Here is a 14,697-nt window from a genome sequence, read left to right as displayed (position 1 = left end):
CTCAGGCTCCCTTCATAACGATGGCCGCGTCCTGGACGGCGCGCACGATCTTGTCATAGCCGGTGCAGCGGCACAGGTTCCCGGCGAGGCCGAAGCGGATCTCCTCCTCGGTCGGATCGGGGTTCTTGGCCAGCAGGTCCTTGGCCGCGATCAGGAAGCCGGGCGTGCAGATGCCGCATTGCAGCGCCGCGTGCTCGAGGAACTTCTGCTGCAGCGGATGCAGCTTGTCGCCCTGCGCCATGCCCTCGATGGTCTCGACGCGCCGGCCCTCGGCTTCCGCGCCGAGCACCAGGCACGAGCACACCAGCCGGTCGTCGAGGATGATGCTGCAGGCGCCGCAGTCGCCGGTGCCGCAGCCTTCCTTGGCGCCCGTCAGCCCGAGCCGATCGCGCAGCACGTCGAGCAGCGTCTCGTCCGGCTGGCAAAGGTATTCGACGCTGTCGCCGTTGATTGTCGTTGAGACTGCTACACCAGCCATCATTTGCCTCCTGCGCGTGCATAGGCGGTCGTGGCGGCCCGCCCGGCCAGCACACCCGCAACTTTCCTTCTGAACTCGATGGTGCCCCGCTTGTCGTCGATGGGGCGGCAGGCCCCGAAGCAGACCTTGGCGAGCCGCTCGAGTGCTGCTTCGTCCAGCTTCCTGCCGATGAGGGCCTCGGCCGCCTCCTCCACCAGAAGCACGGTCGGCGCCGCGGCGCCCAGCGTCACGCGGGCCGCCTTGATGACGCCGTGCTCGTCGAGCGTCAGGTTTACGCCGGCGCTGACCACCGCGATGTCCATCTCGGTGCGGGGAATGAAACGCAGATACGCATCGCCCGAGCGCGGCGCGCGCTTGTCGAGCAGGATCGCCTCGATGATTTCGCCCTTGGCCAGCGATGTCTTGCCCGGCCCGGTCGGCACGCTCCCGACGGGAATCGTGCGCCTGCCTCCCGGCCCGACAATCGATGCCCTGGCGCCGGCCGCGACCAGCGCCGGCACGCTGTCGGCCGCCGGCGAGGCGTTGCAGAGATTGCCGACGATGGTGCAGCGTCCCTGCACCTGCTTGGAGCCAATCAGCTTTGCGGCTTCGACGACGCCGGGCCATGCCTTCTTCAGGGCCGCGCTCTCCCCCAGGACGGCGCAGGGGACCGCCGCACCGATGCTGAAGCCGTCGGCCGTTTCGCGGATCTCGCTCAGGCCGGCGATCGCCTTGATGTCGACGATCAGGTCGGGTTCGACAAAACCACCCTTCATCCTCACCAGCAGGTCGCTGCCTCCGGCGAGAATGGCTGATGTGCCAGCCGATCCGGCCAATTGGCCAACGGCATCTTCGATTGAAAGCGGACGTATGTAGCGCATCGTCTCCCCTTGATTATCGCGATTTCAGCGACCGTTATAAACACTCTCCTCACAATGGCTATCCGGTTCGTCATTTGCGACGATTGGGCCAGGCGCCGCAAAATCGAGTCCCAAAGCAGCCTGGACCGGTGTACGCCAATCGGACAGGCTTGCGGCCGGGCCCTCGAAAAATCTGGGCGCCTGTGTCGGACTGGTCAAGCCTCGTTCGTCCTTGGGGCATCGAACAGGCATCATGAAAGGATAGGATATGCCCGGCACCGTACGTTTGCACCGCGTTCTGACGACCACCCCGGAGAAGGTCTATCGCGCCTTCGTCGAAGCCGACGCGCTGGCGAAGTGGCTTCCGCCGAACGGCTTCACCTGCACGGTCCATCACCTCGAGGCCAAGGTCGGCGGCACGTTCAAGATGTCCTTCCGCAACTTCACGACCGGCGGCAGCCATGCCTTCGGCGGCGAGTATCTCGAACTCATTCCCGGCGAGCGCCTGCGCTACACCGACAAATTCGACGACCCCAACCTGCCCGGCGAGATCCAGGTGACCGTGATCCTGAAAAAAGTCTCGGTCGGCACCGAAGTCGACATCACCCAGGCCGGCATTCCGGACGTCATCCCGGTCGAGGCCTGCTATCTCGGCTGGCAGGAATCGCTCCGGAACCTGGCAAAGCTGGTCGAGCCCGAGATCAATCAATAAAGCTGGTCCAGGAAAAGTGCGTAGCGCTTTTCCGTCCGGAACTGCGTCGAAACAAATAGCTGCGGCGATGGATCCGGCGGCCGGAGGACCGGCCGTCGATTGCCGTAAACGCCAAAGGCAAGCTCCCGGCTCGTTCTTGTCCCCCTCAGCGCAGGTCGGCACGCAAGTCGCGCCCGCCGCATCCCGGGCGTTGGCGCAGAAGCGTGCGCGGCAGCCTGTCGGTTTTCACCACTTGGCCCGGAAGCCGAGCGTGCCGGTCAGCGCGTAACTGTCACCGAAGTCTTTCAGGCCGGTACGGGCGACGGCTTCGCCAAAGACCGAGAACTTGTCGTCGGCCCAATTGATCGTGCCGCCGATGCCGAGACCGCCCCACAGCTGCTCGTTCCGGCTCGAGAGGCTACTGCCGGCGAGGTCGACCGACGAGCCATCCTCGAAATCGTAATAAAGGTTGGCGAGGCCGTAGACATCCGTGCGGCCGGCGCGACCGGTCCGGTCCTGCCACTGCGTCTGGTGGTCGAGCGCGAGGCCGAGGCGGCCGAGCAGACTGTCGCCACTGCCCAAGGCAACTCTTGCGCCGAAGGCGTCGGTGAAGGAGTCGAAATCGACGGACGACCAGGCAAGCTGCGCTTGCGGCGTCAGCGACCAGCTCGGGTCGAGCATGATGCGTTTGCCCGCTTCGACACCGAGCGCGTAGCCGACGCCGTTATTGCCGTCGACAAGCCGCTGTCCGGCGGTCGCCGAGTCGAGATTGCTGTCGTACCAGATCACCTGCGCCTGGCCGTCGAGGTAGAAGCCCTCCGCGCCGTACCAGGTCAGCGAGCCGGAAACGCCGGCGCCGGTCGTATCGATCGACCCGCTGCCGAACACCGACGAGACGTCGGCGGACACCGTGCCATACTGGAAGGCGACGCCACCGATGAGCTGACCGGCCGTGCTGTCGGAAAGAAGCATGTCGGCGCCGGTCTGCAGCCTCCAGGTCGAGGTATCGTAAGTCGTTGCGGTGGTGGAGCTTTCCGGATCGTAGGAGCCGCTGGTGCCTTCGATCCTGCCCCACAGCCCGATGCCCGCCTCGGCCTTTACCTCATCGGAGATCCCATCGGCGCCTTGCGCTTCGACGGTCCAGGATCGGTTGCCGAGCCGCTGCTGCAGCGTGCCCAGCTGGTTGAAGGTCTGCAGTACGCCCGCATAGGCCTCGTAGAGCGGTGCGCCGGCCTGATAGAGTGGAGTTTCGGGTCCGCCGTCAACGATCACGGCGGAGCGCAAATACCAGTCGCCGTCGGCGGGCGTGCTCGTGCCGCCCTGGTAGAGCCTGTAGGCATAGGCGCCGCCGACGACCGCCGCATCGCCTTCGAAAGTGTAGTCGCCCTTGAGCGAGAAGGTGCCGTTTGAGATGCCGCCCACGTCGACGATCTTGATGCCTTCGGCCGTTTGGTCTCCCGCGCCACCGAAATTCACAACCTGGAGCGTGCCCGTGCCCGATGTGTCGCCGGCGATCACCAGCATGTCGGTCGCCGAGCCATCGCCGCCGAGCGCTGTGTTGAGGATGACGGTGCCGCCATTGCCGGCATAGTCGCCGCTGATGGTCAGCGTGTTGCCGAGATTGCTGCCGGCGATGCGCACCGTTCCGTCGTTGGTCAGCCCGGCGATCGTCTGGGAAGTGTCGGCAAGATCGAGCGTGGCGCCCGAGGCGACGGAGAACAGCGAGGAGGAGCTGAACGCGTTCGCCGCGCCCGCGGCAAGCGTGCCGCCGCTGACCGACGTGGCGCCCGTGAAGCCTGAGTTGTCCGAGGCTAGCACCAGAATGCCCAGCCCGTCCTTGACGAAGGTGCCGGCGCCCGAGAGCACGCCGGCATAGCTGGCGTCGGCGACCTGGTCGAAGGTGAAGGAGGCGCCCGCGCCGATCGAGACATCGCCGCCGAAGCGCTCGGCCGCCGAGACGAGGCCACCCTGGTCGATGGTCCAGTCGAGCACGGAGATGCCGGTTAGCGTCAGCGTGCCGGCGCCGTCCTTCGCCATCGTGCCGGTGCCGGAGATATCGCCGGCAAAGCTGGCGTCCGCCGCCTGGTCGAACACGACGATGCCGGAATTGCCGATGTCGCCACGGATCGAAGCCGCATCGCCGATCAGCGTGCCGGCGGTGATCGTTGTGCCGCCAGCGTAGGTGTTGGCGCCTGTCAGAACCAGCGTGCCGTCGCCGGCTTTCGTGAGGCCGCCTGCGCCGGAGATGACATTGGTGAGCGTGAGGGTCGTGCTCGGATCGGTCAGGAACGTTCCGCCTCCCGCCAGCGCGATGGTCCGGGCACTGGTGATGTCGGCGGTGGTTTCCAGCGTGCCGCCATTGAAGGTCAAGCCGCCCGAAGGGTCGCCCAAATTGTTGTCGCTCGAGATCTGCAGAATACCGCCGGTCAATGTCCAGGGCGTGATGGCGGTCGTCGTCCCCGTCAGCGTCCAGGTGCTGTTCCCTGTCTTCTCGTAGAACCCGAACCCGTCATATTTGGCGCCAGCGCCGATCTGGGACACGTCGAAACTGGCGTTGGTATCGCCGCCCAGCTTGAAAGTATCGGCGGCGCTGAAGGCAACCACATTGCCCGCGATGGTCGAGCCGGCCTGGATTTCCAGCGAATTGACCCCGCCGGTGAACTCGATGGCTCTGCCGGCTACCGGCGTTCCACCACCCGCACCGACGGCGCCGCCGCTGATCGTGCCCGCATTGATGATGGCGATGTTGGCGCCCTTGATCCCCGCGCCGCCATCGCCGGCCGTTCCGGCCGCCCCGGCCTGACCGCCCGTTCCACCAGTGATCGTCGCCCCCGTCCCGTTGATGACCGTTCCGCCCGAAAGCAACAGAACGCCGGCTCCGCCGTCGCCGCCGCCCGCCGCCGCGAGGGTCCTTCCGCCAGTTCCACCAACCAGATTTCCGCTATTCTGGACTGTCCCGCCGCCGGTCAGGACGACAGCAGCTGCGCCACCACCGCCGCCGCTCTGCGAACTTCCGCGACCGCCAACGCCACCCGTGACGCTGCCGCCGGCTTCCACGGTAACATTGGCCGATGAAAACACGCCGACGCCACCGCCACCGCCGCCACCATTGGAGTTGGAGCCTCCAAGGCCGCCAGTGCCGCCTGTGACCGATCCGCTGCCGGTAACGACAGTGTCCGCCGTGGCACTGACGCCGACACCGCCACCACCGCCGCCGCCGCCCCTGACCACGCCACTGACGCCATTGGAGCCCGGGCCGCCAGTCCCACCGCTGACGCTGGTTGAGATTGTTCCGCTTGTCGAAATGACCTGGCCCGTAGCGCCGGTCGCACCGGCAACGCCGTTCGGCGCGTTGAATGTCAACGCCGTTCCTCCCGAACCTCCCGGCGCGCCGTTGCCCGTCGTGAGGTCAACGCCGCCACCGCCACCACCGGCGGTCGCGCCGTTGGCGGCATCCTGACCCGTGGCGGTTGAGAGTGCGCCGTCGATGCCGCCTTGTCCGGCACCTACACCGCTGCCATTGCCGCCATCAGCCCAAGCGGGCGCGACGCTCAGCGCAAGGGCGGCAGCAAGGGTCGTAATGGTAGAAGGCCCGTCGCTCCTCAAAAACCGCCCCGTCATGCCCTGGTCCCCTGATTCCCCGAAGAGCCGAACGCAGCATGAAAGTTACTGCCCCGCAAGACACCTATAGCCAGAAGGACTACTAAAAAGCTAACACTGGGGAGTAACGGCAAGTCTGTGACGTTTGCGTGACAGAACAACATCTAAAATTATTTTGTTTTTATAAATCTAAATTAGAGTCTTCTTAAAAGAGGAAGGGACAACACAAGGATCGCTTGCTCTTCGGAACCGAACCAGAATCGCGCCCTCGCGCCCACATCATCTCGTCGTGCGCGATCGCCCGCGGAGCACTCGAATGATGGATTCCTGACCTGGTCCGCGCCTTCCCTGGCGCAGGGCGGAATGACCGGTCCTGGCCGTTCCTGACGTCCCCTGCTTACCCTCTCAACCATGGCGACAGTCAGATGGTCGAGTTTTGACAAGTGCCCTCAGGCCGTCCGCGCCCTGCCCCCAAAATCCGCATCAGCCCCTTCGGCAGGAACAGCATCGCCGCGCTTCTGGCCCGCTGAAGCATGGAAATTGGACTGTGGCGGGTGCTGCCGTTTGTCGGTAGCAATTCGTCATCGCGTTCCGACATGCCCGGACGATCGGGCGTGTCGTGAAGAATGCAGCGGAGGCGGAAAGCGTGACCCTTACCAATCGAGACATTGTCGAGCTGACCGAGTGGCGACGCAAGCTGCACCAGCAGCCGGAAATCTCGAATCAGGAGGAGAATACGGCAAAAGAGGTCGTCGACTTCCTCGCCGATACAGGACCGGACAAGGTGCTTACCGGTCTGGGTGGACATGGCGTCGCGGCCATATACGAAAGCGGCAGGGCGGGACCGACGGTGATGTTCCGTTCGGAACTCGATGCCTTGCCGATCGAAGAACTTTCAGGCGTGCCGCATTCTTCGCGCGTGCCGGGCAAATCGCATATGTGCGGTCATGACGGGCACACCGCGATCCTGGCCGCCCTCGGCCGCCAGTTGGGGCGCGAGCGGCCAGCAAGCGGTCGCGTCGTGCTGATGTTCCAGCCGGCGGAAGAAACCGGCAATGGCGCGGCCGGCGTCGTCGCCGATCCCCGATTCGGCGAGATCGCGCCGGATTTCGCTTTCTCGCTGCACAATTTGCCCGGCGTGCCGTTCGGCGAGGTCCGGCTCAAACCCGGCGTGGTCAACTGCGCCTCGCGCGGCATGCGCATCGTGCTGGAGGGCAAGACCGCGCATTCGTCGATGCCCGAGACCGGCACATCGCCGATGATGGCGATCAGCCAGTTGATGCCGGCCCTGCCCGCTCTCGGACGCGCAACCTTTGCCGACGACGAGTTCTCCATGGTGACCGTCACTCACGCCGAGATGGGCGAAGCCGTGTTCGGCATCGCGCCCGCTCATGCCGAGGTCTGGGCGACGCTGCGCACCCGTCGCGACGACCGCATGGCGGATTTATGCGCCGCCGCCGAAGCTCTGGTCACGGAGATCGCCGGCCAGCAGCGCCTTTCCGCCCGCTGGGACTACCATGAGATCTTCGTCGCCAGCGTCAACGCGCCGGATGCGGTGGAGCATCTGCGGCAAGCGCTCCACGAAGAGGGCGTCGTGCATGGAGAAGAAGCCCTGCCGATGCGCGCCTCGGAAGATTTCGGCCTGTTCGGCCACGGTGCCAAGTCGGCGATGTTCTTCCTTGGCGCAGGCGAGCGGCACCCCGCGTTGCACAACCCGGACTACGACTTTCCGGACGACCTGATCCCGATCGGGTCGAAGATCTTCATGCGCACGGCGCGCAATTTGCTGGGGTGACTCCCGGCCGAGGCGCGGCGCTTGGGTTGCCCCCGCGACTGCCTAACCGGAGCGACTCGTGCGAGAGTGCCACCATCGCCCGCGCGCCTCGGCCTGGGAAATAGCCTTCGTCCGCACCTTCTATTCGGGTGCGCATTTCTCACATGGATGTCGATTGGCCCTAAAGGTCGAGAGCGACCGTCATGCCGCGAACATCGGCCATTTCCAGCAGCAGGTCTTGCAGGCTTTCGTCCAGCACGACACCGGTCCGAGCCAGAAGCTCCGTGACAATCTCTCTCATCGATATGACCGCGACGCCGGTTTTCTCGGCAAGCAGCCGTCCGATGGCCGCGCGGATCAGGTCGTCATGACCAGACATTGTCTCACCTCCCAACGCTCCACATCCTCCCTTGCTCCCGGTATGGCGTCCGCCGGTTCACGCAAGCAGGTCATCAGAGCGGCGTCGTCTTCATTGGCCCGCCGGCCAGTGACGGCGGTAATGCTGGCAAGGCGTCGACCGGCGCTCCGGCAGGAGCAAATGCCTGACACGAAGGCGCCTGAACCCGGGATTGCGATCCATGGACCTGCAAGGCGGCATTCGCACGGTCGAGCGGTTCGGTATCGTCAGCAAAAATCACTGCGCACCATTTTAAATCTTGACGCATGTCAATTTTTTCTAAAACATGCGGAAACGCTGGCAAGGCATCCGCCGGCGCTCTGGGAGGAGCAATGCCTGACATGAAAAAGCGCCCGGACCGGGAGCTGCGATCCGCACCATCCGCGGCAGGCATTCGCTGGACAACTGATGCAACACATCAAACAATCAGGAGGAGGAACAACATGCGCGTGTTCAATTGCCTAAAGCTCGGCACGGGTCTGCTTGGCGCAGGCATGCTTGCAGCGATCGTTTCGGTACCGGCCCACGCCGGGGACGCGGCGAAGGTCGCGGCCATCGTCAAGGGTCTAGACAACCCGTTCTTCCAGACCATGCAGAAGGGCATCGAGGAACAGGGCAAGGCCAATGGCGTCAATGTCAGCGTCCAGGCCGCCGCCAACATGGGCGACGCCACCGGACAGGCCGACCGCCTGACCGCCATGGCCATGCAGGATTTCGATTGCTACCTGGTCAACCCGATCAGCGTCTCCAACCTCGTCCAGGCGCTGGTGCCGGTCGCCCAGAAGAAGAAGCCGATCGTCAACATCGATAGCACCATCGACGCCGAGCAGGCCAAGGCCGCCGGCTTCGCTGTTTCGACCTATATCGGCACCGACAATGTCGCCGCAGGCGCGCTGGCCGGTGAGGAAATGCTGAAGCTGGTGCCGAAGGGCGCCAAGGTCGCGCTGGTCGCCGGCATCGTCGGCGATGTCGGCTCCAATGCCCGTATCAAGGGCTTCAAGCAGGCCGTCGAAGGCAAGCTCGAAGTCGTGGTCATGGTCAGCGCCGACTGGGACCGCGAGAAGGCGTTGACCGCCGCCACCGACATCCTCGCCGCGCATCCTGATCTTGCCGGCTTCTTCGCCGCCAACGACATCATGGCGCTCGGCGTCGAACGCGCCGTGCAGACCTCGGGCAAGGACGTCAAGGTGATCGGCCTCGACGGCATCGTCGACGCGCTGAAGTCGATCGCGGCAGGCGAACTCACCGCCACCGTCGCCCAATATCCCTATGTCGTCGGCGCCATGGGCGTGGAAGCCTGTGCGTTGGCCGCCAAGGGCAAGGAACTGCCCGCCAACGTGCCGGCGCCGGTGCTCCTGATCAACAAGGACAATGCCGATGCCTCGCTGAAGAACTTCCCGCGTCCGGGCGGCGACTATCCCGATCCCTTCCGCGAGATGCTGAAGTGAGCAATTCCGTGAACAACGCGCCCGCCGCCCATTCGGCGGGCGCGGAGGAGAGCCGTCCCTCCCTGGCGGCTCTCCTCCTCGATCCGTCCTTCTGGGCCGACTGGGCATCCGTCGTCGGCCTGGTCGGCCTGGTCATCGTCTTCGGCATCGCCCAGCCGGTCTTTCTCAGCGTCGCCAATTTGCAGGCGCTGCTGCTGGCGGCGGCGATCCTGGTCGTGCTGTCGATCGGCCAGACTTTCGTCGTCGCGACCTCGGGCATCGACCTGTCGCTGGCGGCCGCCGTCATGCTCGGCGCCATCATCCTGGGCCTCGTCAATGCGGCCGGCTATGGCATCTTCATCGCCTGCGTGCTTTGCGTGCTGACCACCAGCGCCATCGGTTTCCTCAACGGCCTCATCATCACCGCCGGCAAGATCCCTGACTTCGTGGTGACGCTCGGCACGCTGTCGGGCATCACCGGTCTTGGCCTCATCCTGTCGGGCGGCGAACCGACCATGGTCGGATCGACCTTCCTGCTCAGGCTCGCCTCAGGCTCCTTCGGGCCGTTCGGCTATCCGGTCTGGGTGGCGATCGCGGCCGTCATCGTGGCGCATATCGCGCTCTATCACACACGCTTCGGCGTGCATCTGCTGGCGACCGGCGGTCAGGTCGAAAGTGCCGGCGCGCTCGGCATCCGCACCAACCGGGTCAAGATCGCCGCCTACACCATCTCGGGCTTCTGCGCCGGGATCGCGGCAATCCTTCTGGTTGCGCGCATCGGTTCGGCCGAGCCGCAGATCAACACCAGCCTGCTGCTCAATTCGGTGGCGGCGGTGGTCCTGGGCGGCGTCAGCCTGTTCGGCGGCCGCGCCAGCATCCTGGGTCCGGCCATCGGCGCCTTGATGCTCACCGCTCTCGTCAACGGCCTGACACTGCTCAACGTGTCGGCCTTCTATCAACCGCTCGCCGTGGGCGCCATCGTGGTGCTGGCGGCGCTGATCATGCGGTACCAGAAATGAGCGCCGCCTCCTCCGACGCGATCATCGCCTGCGAAGGCCTGAGCAAGCATTTCGGCGGTGTCCGCGCCTTCACCGACGTCGCCTTCCAGGCGCGCCGCGGCGAGGTCACCGCCGTCATCGGCGACAACGGCGCCGGCAAGTCGACACTGATCCGCTGCCTGGTCGGCGTGCATGTGCCGGATACCGGTTCCATCGTCTTCGACGGCCGCCAGCACCCCTTCTCCAACCCCGACGGCGCACGCAAGGCCGGCATCGAGACCGTGCACCAGAACCTGGCGCTGATCGACGAACTGACGGTGGCGCAGAACCTGTTCCTCAACCGCGAGCTCGTGCGCCGCATCGGCCCCTTCGCTTTCCTCGACCGCAAGGCGATGCGACGCGAGGCGCGCGCCATGCTGTCGCGCCTGTCGATCAACGTGCCGTCGATCAACCAGCGTGTGCGCCGCCTGTCGGGCGGCCAGCGGCAGGCGATCTCGATCTGCCGCGCCGTCGGCTCCGGCGCCAAGCTGGTGGTGATGGACGAACCGACGGCCGCGCTCGGCGTGCAGGAGACCGCCAATGTCGAGGCGCTGATCCGGCGCCTGCGCGAACAGTCGGTCTCAGTCATCCTGGTCAGCCACAATTTCGATCAGGTGCGGCGCCTGTCCGACCAGATCTGGGTGATGCGGGCGGGCAAGATGGCGGCGACGGTGCGCGCCTCCGAAACCACCGGCAACGAACTCGTCGCGCTGGTCACCGGCGCGGCGTGACCGGCCGATCGTGAAATCAGTGCTGGCCGCCAGCTCGGCCGGCATCAGGCTTGAAATCAAGGGGAGTTTGAGAGTGGCACCACTTCGTGTCGGACTTGTGGGTCTTGGAGAGGTCGCGCAGTCGATCCATCTGTCTGTTCTGGCCGACCAGCGCGACCGCTGGCGGATCGCTGGCGTGTACGATGTCTCGCCAAGCCTGGTGTCGCTCATCACCTCCGAATATGCGACGGCAAAAGCCTTCGACACGGCCGAGGCGTTGATCAATTCACCCGACATCGACGTGGTGTTCGTGCTGTCGTCCGACGACACCCATAGCCGCTTCGTACGCGCGGCCATGAAGGCCAACAAGCATGTCCTGCTGGAAAAGCCCGCTTGCCTGACGGTGCGCGAGATCGACGATCTGCTGGCGCTGATGCCGACCTACGACAAGACCCTTTTCGTCGGCTACATGCGCCGCTACGCCCCGGCCTATCTGGCGGCCAGGGATGAACTGCCTGATCACGCCGACATCACCCATGTCCGCATCTTCGACCTCATCTCGGAAGGCCGGCATTTCCTCAAGAAGAGCCAGAACGTCCTCTATCCCAACGACATCGACCCTGCCCTTCTGGCGCGTGGCGCCAAGGAGCGGGATGCGCTGATCCGCGAGGTGGTTGGCGCCGATGCCCCCGCCGACCTGATGCGTGCCTATCGCGGGCTGACGGCGCTGTCCTCGCATCACATTTCGGCGATGCGCGGGCTGATCGGCGAGCCCATGGGCGTGGTCGCCGCGCACCGCACCAATGGCGGCGCCAACACCAGCATCACCTTCGACTACGGCCATTTCGCCTGTCTGTATGACGCGGTGGTCGATGATCTCGGCCTGTTCGACGCTATGATCGAGGTGCGCTCCAACACCAGGCGGGTGCGCATCATCTACGACACGCCCTATATCCGCAGCCTGCCGACCCGGCTCGAGGTGACCGACGCCGGTCCGCTCGGCCCGGTGACCAAAACCTTCGGGCCGCTCTATGGCGACGCCTTCTCCAACGAGCTGGAGATCTTCCACCGCCACATCTCCGAAGGCACGAAGCCGGTGACCGACCTTGCCGATTCCCGCCGCGACCTGGCCCTGATGGCTGACATCATAGCGCGCATGAAGGAGAGCGGCCGGCGCTGAGCACCGGCCTGGAAAGCCGCTATAGCGAGCCCGAGGCCGCGGTCTACTTCCCGCAGTGGTGATCGTTGATCTTGTTCAACGCATTCGCGTCAGGCCCAACGCGATGGTACGAGCACGCGCCAGCCGCCGTCGTGACCAGCTGCTGATCATAGTAGCGCGGGCCGCCGAACAGGATGTCGATGAGATCGCCATCGGCGGGGACGTAGCGTTCGGATTGGATCCGGTGGCCATGATGCCGCTCGCCGGCGAGCGCCGATGCGCAAAGGCTTGAGCCTGTTACGAAAGCGAGAGCTAGGATCGCAAAGCGTTTTGTCGTCATCTGGAATACCCTTCTGGCCATCCGGAATCACACCATACATCCAAAATCGCCAGCCCGACAAAAGTTCCCGACGGGGCAGGTTCGTGCATCGCGCCAGCGCGACCGCAAGAACACCAGCTTGCAACAAGGACCGCCGGCAAATCGCGATTGGCTCTTGCCGTCGGCGGCGGCCTCGCCCATCCATGATTTGCAAACGACAGCCTGGGACCAGCAATGACCGATGCCAGCCTCCACCTCGTCGAAGCGACGATCGAACAATTGCGCCGCGCGCTCGACGGGGGCATCGTCACCAGTGTCGAGCTGGTCGGGGCGTATCTGCGGCGCATCGCGCATTTCGACCGCCATGGCATCAGCCTCAACGCTGTCCCCGTGCTCAACCCTGACATGTTCGAGGATGCGGCCGCCTCGGACCAGCGGCGCCGCGACGGCGCTGTGCTCGGGCCGCTCGATGGCATCCCCTACACCGCCAAGGACAGCTACAAGGTCGCCGGGCTGGCGGTGGCCGCCGGCTCGCCGGCCTTCGAGCATCTCGTCGCCAATGAGGACGCCTTCACCATCGCCCGGCTGCGGGCTGGCGGCGCCGTGCTGATCGGCCTCACCAACATGCCGCCGATGGCCAATGGCGGCATGCAGCGCGGTGTCTATGGCCGCGCCGAAAGCCCCTACAATGGCGACTACCTGACCGCCGCCTTCGCGTCGGGCTCCTCCAATGGCTCCGGCACCGCAACGGCCGCCAGCTTCTGCGCCTTCGGGCTCGGCGAGGAAACCTGGTCGTCCGGCCGCGCGCCGGCCACCAACAACGCGCTGGTCGCCTACACGCCGTCGCGCGGCGTCATCTCGGTGCGCGGCAACTGGCCGCTGGTGCCGACCATGGATGTGGTGGTGCCGCACACGCGGACCATGCCCGACATGTTGGAGTTGCTCGACGTGATCGTTGCCGATGATCCGCAGACACGTGGCGATTTCTGGCGCGCGCAGTCCTGGGTCGAGCTGCCGAAAAGTTCCGACATGCGGCCGCAGCGCTACACAGATCTCGCGCTGGCGGGATCGCTCAGAGGTATGCGGCTCGGCGTGCCCAGGATGTACATCGGCCGCGATGCCGGAGCCGACCGGCCGATCGAAACCCGCGCTTCGGTGCTCGCCCTGTGGGAACGGGCGGCGGCGGACCTTGAGCGGCTTGGCGCCGAGGTGGTGGAAGTCGATTTTCCCGTCGTCTCCAACTATGAGCGCGACCGCCCCGGCGCGCGCACCATGGTCGAGCGCGGGCTGGTGCCGCAGGAATTCGCCGACCGTGAAATCTGGGATCTCTGCATCTGGGGCTGGGACGATTTCCTGCGCGCCAATGCCGACCCGACCCTCCCCGATCTCGCCTCGGTTGACGGCCCGAAGATCTTCCCGCAGCCGCCAGGCACGCTGCCCGACCGCTATGACGGCGGATTCGACCTGGCGGAGTATGTCGAGCGGGCCCAATCCGGCGTCACGCCCTTCAGGGAAATCCCGACGCTGGACGACGGCCTGAAGGGGCTGGAGGCGACAAGGCGGATCGATTTCGAGGACTGGCTGGATGCGCAGGGCATCGACGCCGTGGTGCTGCCGGCCGCCGCCGATGTCGGGCCGGCCGATGCCGATGTCAACGAGGCGTCGGCCGCACTCGCCTGGCGCAACGGCACCTGGGTCGCCAACGGCAATCTGGTCTGGCGCCATTTCGGCATCCCGACCGTCACCGTGCCGATGGGAACCATGGCCGACATCGGCATGCCGGTCGGCCTCACCTTTGCCGGCAAGGCTTATGATGACGAAAGGCTGCTGCGCATGGCTGGCGATTACGAGCGCGCCACACAGCGCCGCACGAGCCCGCCGCGCACGCCGGAGCTGGCTGATGACGTGTTTTCAGGTCGTCCCAGCCAAGCCGGCAATGGCAAGGCACTGCCGCTCGCGATCGCGCTTTCAGCAGAAACGCGCACATTGGGCGATCAGGACGAGATCACCATCATGCTAGACCTGCCTGTCGGGTCGGCCGAAGCCGAGAACGCCAGCCTCAAGGTGCATGTCAACGGAGAGCCTGTCGCCATGCAGCGAAGCGGCGCGCGCTTCAGCGGACGCGCGCTGGTTCCGGCCAGTGAGCACAAGCGGCTCCACAGCGTCTGGCGCGGCTCGTATGGCTCGATCGTGACGGGGGTGGTGCGGCTGGATGATGGGCGCAGCGCTGGCGCCTATGTGTTTACCGGCGGGATCGGGTGAGTGC

13 protein-coding genes are annotated in these 14,697 nt (G+C 65.5%); 7 read left to right on the top strand and 6 right to left on the bottom strand.

Annotated features, from left to right (window positions below):
- Window position 1 precedes the first annotated feature (1 nt).
- Entirely contained in the window at window positions 2-478 is a 477-nt protein-coding gene (locus AC56QP_RS27865; RefSeq protein WP_489862561.1) for a (2Fe-2S)-binding protein, read from the bottom strand.
- The gene (locus AC56QP_RS27860) at window positions 478-1,338 is read right to left on the bottom strand and encodes an FAD binding domain-containing protein (RefSeq protein ID WP_489862562.1); all 861 of its coding nucleotides are present in this window, start codon (window positions 1,336-1,338) and stop codon (window positions 478-480) included. Before AC56QP_RS27860 ends, AC56QP_RS27865 begins: the two co-directional genes overlap by 1 nt.
- 247 nt (window positions 1,339-1,585) lie before the next feature.
- Between AC56QP_RS27860 and AC56QP_RS27855 the strand changes: the two genes are divergently transcribed.
- On the top strand, window positions 1,586-2,029 hold the full coding sequence (locus AC56QP_RS27855; RefSeq protein WP_489862563.1) for an SRPBCC family protein: 444 nt from the start codon (window positions 1,586-1,588) through the stop codon (window positions 2,027-2,029).
- A 225-nt stretch (window positions 2,030-2,254) separates the two neighbouring features.
- Here AC56QP_RS27855 and AC56QP_RS27850 read toward each other — a convergent pair whose 3' ends face one another.
- The gene (locus AC56QP_RS27850; RefSeq protein WP_489862564.1) at window positions 2,255-5,629 is read right to left on the bottom strand and encodes an autotransporter outer membrane beta-barrel domain-containing protein; all 3,375 of its coding nucleotides are present in this window, start codon (window positions 5,627-5,629) and stop codon (window positions 2,255-2,257) included.
- Window positions 5,630-6,254: 625 nt separating this feature from the next.
- On the opposite strand from AC56QP_RS27850, the gene AC56QP_RS27845 reads away from it, so the two are divergent.
- On the top strand, window positions 6,255-7,403 hold the full coding sequence (locus tag AC56QP_RS27845) for an amidohydrolase (RefSeq protein ID WP_489862565.1): 1,149 nt from the start codon (window positions 6,255-6,257) through the stop codon (window positions 7,401-7,403).
- A gap of 160 nt (window positions 7,404-7,563) precedes the next feature.
- On the opposite strand, the gene AC56QP_RS27840 is transcribed toward AC56QP_RS27845, so the two are convergent.
- Window positions 7,564-7,761: a hypothetical protein gene (locus AC56QP_RS27840; protein ID WP_489862566.1), complete on the bottom strand. Its 198-nt coding sequence runs from the start codon at window positions 7,759-7,761 to the stop codon at window positions 7,564-7,566.
- Window positions 7,762-7,834: 73 nt separating this feature from the next.
- Window positions 7,835-8,122: a hypothetical protein gene (locus tag AC56QP_RS27835; protein WP_489862567.1), complete on the bottom strand. Its 288-nt coding sequence runs from the start codon at window positions 8,120-8,122 to the stop codon at window positions 7,835-7,837.
- Between the two features lie 100 nt (window positions 8,123-8,222).
- Here AC56QP_RS27835 and AC56QP_RS27830 point away from each other — a divergent pair, with 100 nt between their 5' ends.
- The 4 genes from AC56QP_RS27830 (at window position 8,223) to AC56QP_RS27815 (ending at window position 12,133) form a co-directional block, all read left to right on the top strand.
- Window positions 8,223-9,227 (top strand): sugar ABC transporter substrate-binding protein, encoded by a 1,005-nt coding sequence (locus AC56QP_RS27830; protein WP_489862568.1) that lies wholly within the window; start codon window positions 8,223-8,225, stop codon window positions 9,225-9,227.
- Complete coding sequence (locus AC56QP_RS27825) at window positions 9,224-10,225, top strand: ABC transporter permease (RefSeq protein ID WP_489862569.1); 1,002 nt, start codon at window positions 9,224-9,226, stop codon at window positions 10,223-10,225. Before AC56QP_RS27830 ends, AC56QP_RS27825 begins: the two co-directional genes overlap by 4 nt.
- Window positions 10,222-10,974: an ATP-binding cassette domain-containing protein gene (locus AC56QP_RS27820; protein WP_256752211.1), complete on the top strand. Its 753-nt coding sequence runs from the start codon at window positions 10,222-10,224 to the stop codon at window positions 10,972-10,974. Before AC56QP_RS27825 ends, AC56QP_RS27820 begins: the two co-directional genes overlap by 4 nt.
- 73 nt (window positions 10,975-11,047) lie before the next feature.
- Entirely contained in the window at window positions 11,048-12,133 is a 1,086-nt protein-coding gene (locus AC56QP_RS27815; protein WP_489862570.1) for a Gfo/Idh/MocA family protein, read from the top strand.
- A gap of 43 nt (window positions 12,134-12,176) precedes the next feature.
- Here the strand turns inward: AC56QP_RS27815 and AC56QP_RS27810 are convergent, their stop codons facing one another.
- The gene (locus tag AC56QP_RS27810; RefSeq protein ID WP_489862571.1) at window positions 12,177-12,452 is read right to left on the bottom strand and encodes a hypothetical protein; all 276 of its coding nucleotides are present in this window, start codon (window positions 12,450-12,452) and stop codon (window positions 12,177-12,179) included.
- 213 nt (window positions 12,453-12,665) lie between these two features.
- On the opposite strand from AC56QP_RS27810, the gene AC56QP_RS27805 reads away from it, so the two are divergent.
- Complete coding sequence (locus AC56QP_RS27805) at window positions 12,666-14,693, top strand: amidase (RefSeq protein WP_497100968.1); 2,028 nt, start codon at window positions 12,666-12,668, stop codon at window positions 14,691-14,693.
- Window positions 14,694-14,697: the final 4 nt, after the last annotated feature.

This window comes from Mesorhizobium sp. RCAM 05104, assembly GCF_059683645.1.
This window is presented reverse-complemented; position numbering and strand designations above follow the sequence as displayed.

What these genes read in the sequence shown, in the direction of transcription:
- AC56QP_RS27850 (WP_489862564.1), bottom strand. Translation starts at nt 5,629, where the DNA reads ATGACGGGGCGGTTTTTGAGGAGCGACGGGCCTTCTACCATTACGACC.
- AC56QP_RS27805 (WP_497100968.1), top strand. Translation starts at nt 12,666, where the DNA reads ATGACCGATGCCAGCCTCCACCTCGTCGAAGCGACGATCGAACAATTG.
- AC56QP_RS27820 (WP_256752211.1), top strand. Translation starts at nt 10,222, where the DNA reads ATGAGCGCCGCCTCCTCCGACGCGATCATCGCCTGCGAAGGCCTGAGC.
- AC56QP_RS27830 (WP_489862568.1), top strand. Translation starts at nt 8,223, where the DNA reads ATGCGCGTGTTCAATTGCCTAAAGCTCGGCACGGGTCTGCTTGGCGCA.
- AC56QP_RS27855 (WP_489862563.1), top strand. Translation starts at nt 1,586, where the DNA reads ATGCCCGGCACCGTACGTTTGCACCGCGTTCTGACGACCACCCCGGAG.
- AC56QP_RS27865 (WP_489862561.1), bottom strand. Translation starts at nt 478, where the DNA reads ATGGCTGGTGTAGCAGTCTCAACGACAATCAACGGCGACAGCGTCGAA.
- AC56QP_RS27860 (WP_489862562.1), bottom strand. Translation starts at nt 1,338, where the DNA reads ATGCGCTACATACGTCCGCTTTCAATCGAAGATGCCGTTGGCCAATTG.
- AC56QP_RS27840 (WP_489862566.1), bottom strand. Translation starts at nt 7,761, where the DNA reads ATGTCTGGTCATGACGACCTGATCCGCGCGGCCATCGGACGGCTGCTT.
- AC56QP_RS27810 (WP_489862571.1), bottom strand. Translation starts at nt 12,452, where the DNA reads ATGACGACAAAACGCTTTGCGATCCTAGCTCTCGCTTTCGTAACAGGC.
- AC56QP_RS27835 (WP_489862567.1), bottom strand. Translation starts at nt 8,122, where the DNA reads ATGTCAGGCATTGCTCCTCCCAGAGCGCCGGCGGATGCCTTGCCAGCG.